Source organism: Pedococcus sp. P1_H8 (assembly GCF_056405175.1).
The window spans coordinates 1-353 of sequence record NZ_JBFUCP010000507.1; the positions used below are offsets into that span (position 1 = coordinate 1).

The window sequence follows — 353 nt, forward strand, 5'->3', positions numbered from 1 at the left end:
ACCGGGTTAAGATGCGGCCACCACCACCCGACGGAGAGGGAACCGTGCAAGCCGTTCGCCGAACCAGCCTCATCGCTCAGGTCACCGACCAGTTGCGCGACGAGATCACCGCCGGCGCCTGGCCGGTCGGGTCCCGGATCCCGACCGAACCGGAACTGGCCGAGCTGACCGGGACCGGGCGCAACACCGTCCGCGAGGCCGTCCAGGCACTGGTGCACGCGGGGATGCTCGAGCGCCGGCAGGGCTCGGGAACCTACGTCATCGGCACCAGCGACCTCGGCGGCACGCTGGCGAAGTACTTCGCGTCGGCGCACGAACGGGACGTACTCGAGCTGCGCCAGGCCCTCGACGTG

The 353-nt window shown here is 70.5% G+C and carries 1 protein-coding gene; it reads left to right on the forward strand.

Features of this window, described 5'->3' with window-relative positions; genetic code table 11:
• Positions 1-44: 44 nt before the first annotated feature.
• Positions 45-353 (forward strand): FadR/GntR family transcriptional regulator (locus AC1DYG_RS21075; protein WP_477641760.1); only part of this gene is annotated, 309 nt, incomplete at its 3' end.